The following is an 8,593-nucleotide window of genomic DNA, read 5'->3' on the forward strand; positions in this document are numbered from 1 at the left end:
GCAGATAACGCGCGCGCCGCACTTATCTTTTTGCGAGGTTGCGGTGTATTTTGCCCCCATAATGTGGGGTTTTACCTGTCTTTCCACGACCGCCTTGTGCCTTGGATCGTGGTTATCAACAAAATAATGCATCTTTGCGCGGGCTTGTCTTTTTGGCCGCTTTTCCAGGACTTACCACCATGCTCTATGGCTTGACTGATGAAAATCAGATGATTGCAGATACTGTTCGCAAGTTTGTTGAACAAGAGATCTACCCCCATGAAACACTGGTCGAACAGACCGGATCTGTCCCTGCCGAAATTGCTCAGGACATCAAACGCAAGACGATCGAGTTGGGATTTTACGCATGCAATTTCCCTGAATCTGTTGGCGCGGCGGGGTTGAACCACCTCGAATTTGCGCTGGTCGAACGCGAATTGGGCCGTGGGTCCATGGCGTTGAACCACTTCTTTGGGCGCCCACAAAATATCCTGATGGCCTGCGAAGGCGCGCAGGTGGAACGTTACCTGATGCCCGCCGTCCGCGGTGACCGTATGGATGCGCTGGCCATGACCGAACCGGGCGCGGGGTCGGATGTGCGCAGCATGACCTGTGCCGCTCGGCGCGATGGCGGTGATTGGGTGGTCAACGGCACCAAACACTTCATTTCTGGTGCAGATCACGCAGATTTTGTTATTGTTTTCATCGCGACAGGCGAGGATCAAACCGACAAAGGCCCCAAAAAACGGATCACTGCATTTCTGGTAGATCGGGGCACGCCGGGCTTTACCATCCGAGATGGTTATAGATCGGTCAGTCATCGCGGATACAAAAATATGATCCTCGAATTTGACGATTGCCGGCTGCCTGATGCGCAGGTTTTGGGCGAGGTGGATGGCGGATTTGAGGTCATGAACACCTGGCTTTATGCCACGCGGATCACGGTCGCGACCATGAGCGTCGGGCGTGCGCGGCGGGTGTTTGACTATGCGTTGCGCTATGCCGCTGACCGGCAACAGTTTGGGCAACCTATCGGTAAATTTCAGGGGGTTAGCTTTCAGCTGGCGGATATGATCACCGAGATCGATGCCGCTGATCTGCTGACGTTGGCCAGCGCCGACAGGTTGGATCGCGGGGTGCCTGCGAACCGTGAAATCGCCAGCGCGAAGCTCTATGCGTCAGAGATGTTGGCCCGCGTGACGGATGCTGCGATCCAACTGCACGGTGGTATGGGTCTGATGGATGATCTGCCGCTGGAACGGTTTTGGCGCGACGCGCGCGTTGAACGGATCTGGGACGGCACAAGCGAGATCCAGCGCCATATTATTAGCCGGGATCTGTTGCGCGCATTGGGGGCCTGAGATGGCACCAGAAGATGAATCAGCCGATCTGTCCCGCCTTTTACACCCGCGATCCATCGCGGTTGTGGGCGGTGGCGCGTGGTGTGCGAACGTCGTGCGTGCGGCCCGTGCGCAGGGGTTCAATGGGCCAATCTGGCGCGTGCATCCAGACCCCGCACCGGTGGACGGCATTGTTGCCGTCGCCAGCGTTGAGGACTTACCTCAGCCACCGGATGCCACGTTTATCGGGGTCAACCGGCAGGCAACTGTCGATGTCGTCGCGCAGTTGTCGCTTGCGGGGGCAGGCGGAGCCGTTTGTTTTGCGTCGGGCTTTTCCGAAGCCGCGAATGAAGATGCCGGGGCCAAGGCGTTGCAGGCGCGTTTGGTTGCAGCGGCGGGTGACATGCCGATCCTGGGGCCCAATTGCTATGGGTTTATCAATGCGTTGGACGGCGCGTTGTTGTGGCCGGATCAGCACGGGTGCAGCCCGGTTGATCGCGGCGTGGCGATCTTGACGCAAAGCTCTAACATAGCGGTGAACCTGACCATGCAACGGCGCGGGTTGCCGATCGCCTTTGTTGTGTGCTGCGGGAATATGGCGCAGACCCGACAGGCGCAGATTGCCGCGAGCCTGCTGGATGATCCGCGTGTCACCGCCATTGGGTTGCACATCGAGGGGTTCGATCAGGTGCCGGAATGGCACGCATTGGCGATGAAGGCCAAGGCGCGCGGCATTCCGTTGATTGCCCTGAAGGTGGGCGCATCTGAACACGCACAACAGGCGGCATTGTCGCACAGCGCATCACTTGCGGGCAGTGATGCAGGCGCCGGAGCATTGCTGGCGCGTTTGGGGATCGCGCGGGTCCATGATTTGCCGACGTTTGTCGAAACCCTTAAGATGCTGCATTGCGTTGGTCGATTGGCCAGCCCGACATTGGCCAGTATCAGTTGTTCGGGAGGCGAAGCTAGCCTGATCGCGGATGCGGTCAAGGGCACGGGTTTGTCGTTTCCCCCATTGAAGTCGGGGCAGACACAGGCGTTGCGCCATGCGCTGGGCCCGCAGGTCGCGCTGTCCAACCCGTTGGATTATCATACCTATGTTTGGGGGGACGCCGAAAAGATGGCAGCCGCGTGGGTGCCAATGGCCGCGGCGCATATCGGGTTGGTGTTGATCATCGTGGATTACCCCCATACAGGCGCGGGCCAGTGGCGCTGTGCGACCGACGCCGCAATTCAGGTGCGCGCGCGGGGCGATTGCCTTGTTGCTGTGGTGTCGACCTTGCCAGAACTGATGCCTTGTGATGTTGCGGCAGAATTGATGGCCGCAGGGGTCGTACCCATTGGTGGGCTGCGCGAAGCGATCGCCGCCGCCGAGGTTGCCGCACACCAGCTGCAGCCCCATGCCGAACCGCCGCTTGTGGCTGGCACGCCGCGGTATGTTCAGATGCTAAGTGAAGCCGAAGCTAAGGCTTTGTTGGCTGTGCATAACGTACAGATCCCCAACCATGTTGTTTGCAATACTGCGGCCGAGACAGTCTTGGCTGTGTGTCTTACGGCGCCTTTGGCCTTAAAAGGACAAGGCTTTGCACATAAGTCAGAAGCAGGCGCCGTGCGGTTGGGGCTCGGGCATGATGCGCTAGAGGACGCCGCGCGCAGCATGTCGGCCAATGGATATCTGATCGAAGAGATGGTGCAGGGCAGTGTCGCGGAATTGCTGGTCGGAGTAACGATTGATGCAGCCCACGGATATGTGTTGACCTTGGCCACGGGTGGCGTGTTGACGGAAATCTGGCAAGACAGCGTATCGCTATTGTTGCCGGTGACGCGACACGATGTGCGCGATGCGCTGGGGGCTCTGAAAACCCACCGAGTGCTGGTGGGGTTTCGCGGTCAGCCAGCAGCGCATATCGACGCCATTGTGGACGCCGTGATGGGCGTGCAAAGCTGTGTGATGGCACATTTGGGCCAGATCGCCGAAGTTGAGATTAACCCGCTGATATGCACGACCACCCATGCTATCGCAGCTGACGCACTGATCCGAATTGGTCAGACAGATACCCCTAGAGGAGCCCTCCATGAACCCGATTAAAACAACACGCAACGGCGCTATCTTTGAGGTCACTCTGGACCGGCCCAAGGCCAATGCGATTGACCTGCAGACGTCCCGTGAGATGGGGAAGGTCTTTGCCGAATTTCGCGACGATCCTGCGTTGCGCGTCGCAATTCTGACAGGGGGCGGCGAGAAATTCTTTTGCCCCGGCTGGGATCTGAAGGCGGCGGCGCAGGGCGACGCGGTTGATGATGACTACGGTTTGGGGGGCTTTGGCGGGCTTCAGGAGCTGCGCGGTATGAACAAACCGGTGATCGCGGCGGTGAATGGCATCGCTTGCGGTGGTGGGCTGGAATTGGCACTTAGCGCAGATATTATTCTTGCGGCGGATCATGCGACATTCGCCTTGCCAGAAATCCGGTCAGGCACGGTGGCGGATGCGGCGTCGATCAAGTTGCCCAAACGTATCCCCTATCACATCGCGATGGAACTTTTGATCACGGGGCGTTGGTTTGATGTTCACGAAGCGCACCGTTGGGGGCTGGTCAACGAAATCGTTCCGGCGGCTGACTTGATGACGCGTGCGCGCGCTATGGCCGAGCTTATCGCAAGTGGCCCGCCGTTGGTTTATGCGGCGATCAAAGAGATCGTCCGCGATGCCGAAGACGCCAAATTTCAGGACGCGATGAACCGGATTACAGGGCGGCAGTTGGCCAGCGTGGATGCGCTTTATGCGTCAGAGGACCAACAAGAGGGTGCCCGCGCGTTTGCCGAAAAACGCGACCCTGTTTGGAAGGGGCGGTAAGCCACCGACCATATCCGTTTTCAGGCTACGTTACCCACGTTGGTCGTGCATGTGGGTTGTCTTATGCACAACCATTGATCGCTTGCGCTGTATTTTGGATATTTTAGGGACATGGAAATGATTGCTGTGGCACACCGTCCTTTGTGTGGCTGCCAAGGGCGGGCACCTTTCAAATGCGAGGCAAGTTGTCATATCTATACGGCTTGCAGTTTATATTGAATTTGTATACCGCGGTATACAAATAAGTCAGAGGGTGGTCAGGCGCAGTGGTCTTGACCTCCACGCCACATAAACAATTAACGTTTGGGATCGCTATGAGCCTTTATGCAGCCTACCTCGAAGAAATCGAAACACGCAAAACACAAGGGCTGCATCCTAAGCCCATTGATGATGACGCGCTCACGCGTGAAATCGTAGCCCAGATCAAAGACCCACAGCACCCGCATCATGCAGAGTCTGTGAACTTTTTTATCTATAATACGCTGCCGGGTACAACGCGTGCCGCGGGCGTTAAGGCGGCGTTTTTGAAAGAGATCGTTCTGGGTGATGTTGATGTGTCGGATATTTCTGTCGCATTCGCGTTTGAGCTGTTGTCTCACATGAAGGGTGGCCCGTCGGTTGAGGTTTTGTTGGATTTGGCGTTGGGCGATGATCAAGAGATCGCCACGCAAGCCGCTGAAGTTCTGAAAACGCAGGTGTTTTTGTACGACGCCGACACCGCCCGCCTAAAGGCTGCCCATGAGGCAGGTAACCCAGTCGCGGCGGATATCCTGAAAAGCTATGCTGACGCAGAATTTTTCACCAAACTGCCCGAGATTGAGGATAGCATTCAGGTTGTCACGTATATTGCCGCTGAAGGTGATATTTCGACGGATCTTCTGTCTCCTGGCAATCAGGCGCACTCGCGGTCTGACCGGGAACTGCACGGAAAATGCATGATTTCGCCCGAAGCGCAGCAGGAAATTCAAGCGTTGCAACAACAGCACCCGGACAAACGTGTGATGTTGATCGCGGAAAAAGGCACAATGGGTGTCGGATCTTCGCGGATGTCTGGCGTCAATAACGTGGCGCTCTGGACGGGCAAACAAGCCAGCCCGTATGTACCTTTCGTGAATTTTGCGCCTGTCGTTGCGGGCACAAACGGGATTTCGCCGATCTTTCTGACAACTGTTGGGGTGACGGGTGGTATCGGTGTCGACCTTAAAAACTGGGTGAAAAAGGTTGGTTCAGACGGCAACCCGATCATCAACAATGACGGTAATCCGATCCTCGAACAGAAATATTCTGTCGAAACGGGCACGGTTTTGACCATCAACACCAAGGATAAAAAGCTCTTTGACGAAACTGGCGCGAAAGAGCTGGTAGATATGTCGTCGTCCTTCACGCCACAAAAAGTGGAATTCATGAAGGCGGGTGGATCCTACGCGATTGTCTTTGGTAAGAAATTGCAAAGTGTCGCCTGTGAAACGCTGGGCATTCCGTTGAAATCTGCCTTTGCACCTTCCAAGGAGATCTCGCATGCTGGCCAAGGGCTGACGGCGGTCGAAAAGATCTTTAACGCAAATGCCGTTGGTGTGGAGCCGGGCACGATATTGCACGCCGGGTCGGATGCGCGGGTGTCCGTTAATATCGTCGGTTCGCAAGACACGACCGGGTTGATGACCTCGCAAGAGCTCGAAGCGATGGCCGCGATGACCCTGTCACCAACCGTGGATGGCGCCTATCAATCGGGTTGTCATACCGCGTCAGTTTGGGACCTAAAAGCACAGGCGAACACCCCGAAATTGATGGCATTCATGCATAAATTCGGCTTGATCACGGCCCGAGACCCAAAGGACGTTTATCATTCGATGACGGACGTCATCCACAAAGTACTCAATGATATCACTGTCGACGACTGGGCGATTATCATCGGGGGCGACAGCCATACGCGCATGTCGAAAGGCGTGGCGTTCGGTGCAGATTCCGGCACAGTTGCGCTGGCTCTTGCAACCGGGGAGGCAACGATGCCAATCCCGGAAACGGTCAAGGTGACCTTCAAGGGTGCGATGGCCGACCACATGGATTTTCGCGATGTGGTGCATGCGACGCAGGCGCAGATGTTGCAACAGTTCGGGGATAACGTCTTTCAGGGGCGCGTGATCGAAGTGCATATCGGTACGTTGCTCGCGGATCAGGCGTTTACCTTTACCGACTGGTCGGCCGAGATGAAGGCCAAAGCGTCGATCTGTATTTCGGAAGACGACACGCTCGTTGGCTCGCTTGAGATTGCCAAGGCGCGGATTCAGATCATGATCGACAAGGGAATGGACAATTCGGCCAAGATGTTGGCGGGTCTTATTGCCATCGCGGACAAACGGATTTCTGAAATCAAATCGGGGACGAAACCGGCATTAACCCCTGATGCAAATGCCAAGTATTTTGCCGAGGTTGTGGTCGATCTAGATGCCATCATCGAGCCGATGATCGCGGACCCTGATGTGAACAATGCAGATGTTTCAAAGCGCTATACGCATGATACGATCCGGCCAATTTCGCATTATGGCGCGGAAAAGAAGGTTGATCTTGGTTTTGTAGGCTCTTGTATGGTGCACAAGGGCGATGTGAAAATCGTGGCGCAAATGCTGCGCAACCTTGAAAGCACTTACGGTGAAGTCGCGTTTAATGCTCCCTTGGTCGTGGCGGCGCCAACCTACAATATCATCGACGAGCTGAAGGAAGAGGGCGATTGGGCTGTCTTGCAAAAATACTCTGGTTTTGAATTTGATGATACGGCGCCGAAAAACACCGCGCGTACGGAGTATGAAAATATCCTTTACCTCGAACGTCCGGGGTGCAACCTGTGCATGGGCAACCAAGAGAAGGCGGCAAAGGGGGATACGGTCCTTGCGACGTCTACACGATTGTTCAAAGGACGGGTCGTTGAAGACGCAGACGGTAAAACGGGCGAGTCTCTTTTGGCCTCCACACCGGTTGTCGTGTTGTCCGCAATTCTAGGGCGGACGCCGACCTTGGAGGAATACAAAACCGCCGTTGAAGGGATCGACCTGACGAAGTTTGCGCCGCCCTTGGAAAAACCGGCTGGGACGTTGTCGGCGCATTTCTAACGGTTGGTATTGACCTAGGGAGTTTGGGGGATGCCGGGTGTATCCCCCAAACAAGAGTCTCAATTCAGATTCTGCCGTCTGAATTTTGTCTTATGCTGTGAGGGGGGTATAGCTTTGCGCAACTGGTGTTTGTGCATCTGGGGGTGTCTGACGTCAGCACCTACGGGACAGATTTGAGGATTTGAATAAGGGAGGATTTCTGGTCCATCTTATCTGACCTGCTCCCCTGAACAGTCCGGTGTTTTGAGTTAGCCTGTTCTCCAACAAGGAGACAGACGATGAAGAGAAGCCGTTTCAGCAAAGAGCAGATAATCGGGATATTGAAAGAGCATCAGGCTGGGCTTGGCGCAAAGGAGCTGTGCCGTAAGTGCGGTGTCAACGATGCAGCGTTTTATAAATGGCGGTCCAAGTTTGGCGGTATGGAAGTGCCTGACGTGAAGAAGATAAAAGCCCCGAAAGCTGATAATTCCAAACACAAGAAGTTGCTGGCTGAGCAGATGATGGACGTTTCGACGCTCAAGGAGATGCTGGGAAAAATTTTTGAGGCCCGGTGCGCGACGCAAAGCTGCGAGCTGGGCCATGACTGAAAAACGTGCTTGCGCCTTGGCTGGGATCGATCCGCGTGTCTATCGGCGCACGTCGAAGCGGCCAAGAGATGCTGATCTGCGAGGGCGATTAAAGGAGCTGTCGTCTGAACGACGACGCTTTGGATATCGTCGGCTGCACATTTTGCTCAAGCGTGAGGGCTGGCAGGTCAATTAGAAGAAGCTGTATCGGATCTACCGCGAAGAAGGGTTAACAGTCCGTAAGCGCGGCGGCCGCAAACGCGCAGTGGGCACCAGAGCGCCAATCATTGCCCGTCAGGGCCATGCAAAGCACGATCCTGAGAGAGGCCGATCCCGCAGGGGCCAAACCAGCGGTGGTCGCTGGACTTCGTGTCTGACAGCCTGTCCTGTGGCCGCAGGTTCCGCATCCTGAACGTGATTGGTGACTTCAGTCGGGAGTGTCTGGCCGCCGTCGTCGATACGTCTCTGTCTGGTGACCGTGTTGCGCGTGAACTGGATTTGATCGCCTCAATGCGGATACCCTTGCATGATGGTCAGCGACAACGGAACCGAACTGACCTCAAATGCGATCCTGAAGCGGCAAGACGAGCGTAAGCTCGACGGGTACTACATCGCGCCTGGCAGGCCAATGCAGAATGGGTTCGTGGAAAGCTTCAATGGCCGTATGAGAGATGAATGCCTCAATGAGCACCTGTTCGGCAGCCTGCGACATGCTCATAAACTGATCACTGCATGGCGCATCGATT

Annotated in this window: 4 protein-coding genes and 1 pseudogene; all 5 read left to right on the plus strand. The window is 55.8% G+C overall.

The window, feature by feature from the left end:
* The first annotated feature begins 179 nt into the window (after positions 1-179).
* The gene (locus ABJH13_RS09045) at positions 180-1,340 is read left to right on the plus strand and encodes an acyl-CoA dehydrogenase family protein (protein ID WP_348405893.1); all 1,161 of its coding nucleotides are present in this window, start codon (positions 180-182) and stop codon (positions 1,338-1,340) included.
* Position 1,341: 1 nt separating this feature from the next.
* Entirely contained in the window at positions 1,342-3,408 is a 2,067-nt protein-coding gene (locus ABJH13_RS09050; protein WP_348405894.1) for an acetate--CoA ligase family protein, read from the plus strand.
* On the plus strand, positions 3,395-4,174 hold the full coding sequence (locus tag ABJH13_RS09055) for a carnitinyl-CoA dehydratase (protein WP_348405895.1): 780 nt from the start codon (positions 3,395-3,397) through the stop codon (positions 4,172-4,174). The genes ABJH13_RS09050 and ABJH13_RS09055 overlap by 14 nt, the downstream gene beginning before the upstream one ends.
* Positions 4,175-4,488: 314 nt before the next feature.
* A complete protein-coding gene (locus tag ABJH13_RS09060) occupies positions 4,489-7,281 on the plus strand; it encodes a bifunctional aconitate hydratase 2/2-methylisocitrate dehydratase (protein WP_348405896.1) in 2,793 nt (930 codons plus the stop codon).
* A gap of 278 nt (positions 7,282-7,559) precedes the next feature.
* Positions 7,560-8,593: pseudogene (locus tag ABJH13_RS09065) on the plus strand (IS3 family transposase); the annotation flags it as partial.

Origin of the sequence: Roseobacter sp. (assembly GCF_039970775.1) — a bacterium.
Classification (GTDB): Bacteria; Pseudomonadota; Alphaproteobacteria; order Rhodobacterales; family Rhodobacteraceae; genus Roseobacter.

Excerpts from the sequence above, each read along its gene's own strand:
- ABJH13_RS09045 (WP_348405893.1), top strand. The coding sequence starts at position 180 with ATGCTCTATGGCTTGACTGATGAAAATCAGATGATTGCAGATACTGTT.
- ABJH13_RS09050 (WP_348405894.1), top strand. The coding sequence starts at position 1,342 with ATGGCACCAGAAGATGAATCAGCCGATCTGTCCCGCCTTTTACACCCG.
- ABJH13_RS09055 (WP_348405895.1), top strand. The coding sequence starts at position 3,395 with ATGAACCCGATTAAAACAACACGCAACGGCGCTATCTTTGAGGTCACT.
- ABJH13_RS09060 (WP_348405896.1), top strand. The coding sequence starts at position 4,489 with ATGAGCCTTTATGCAGCCTACCTCGAAGAAATCGAAACACGCAAAACA.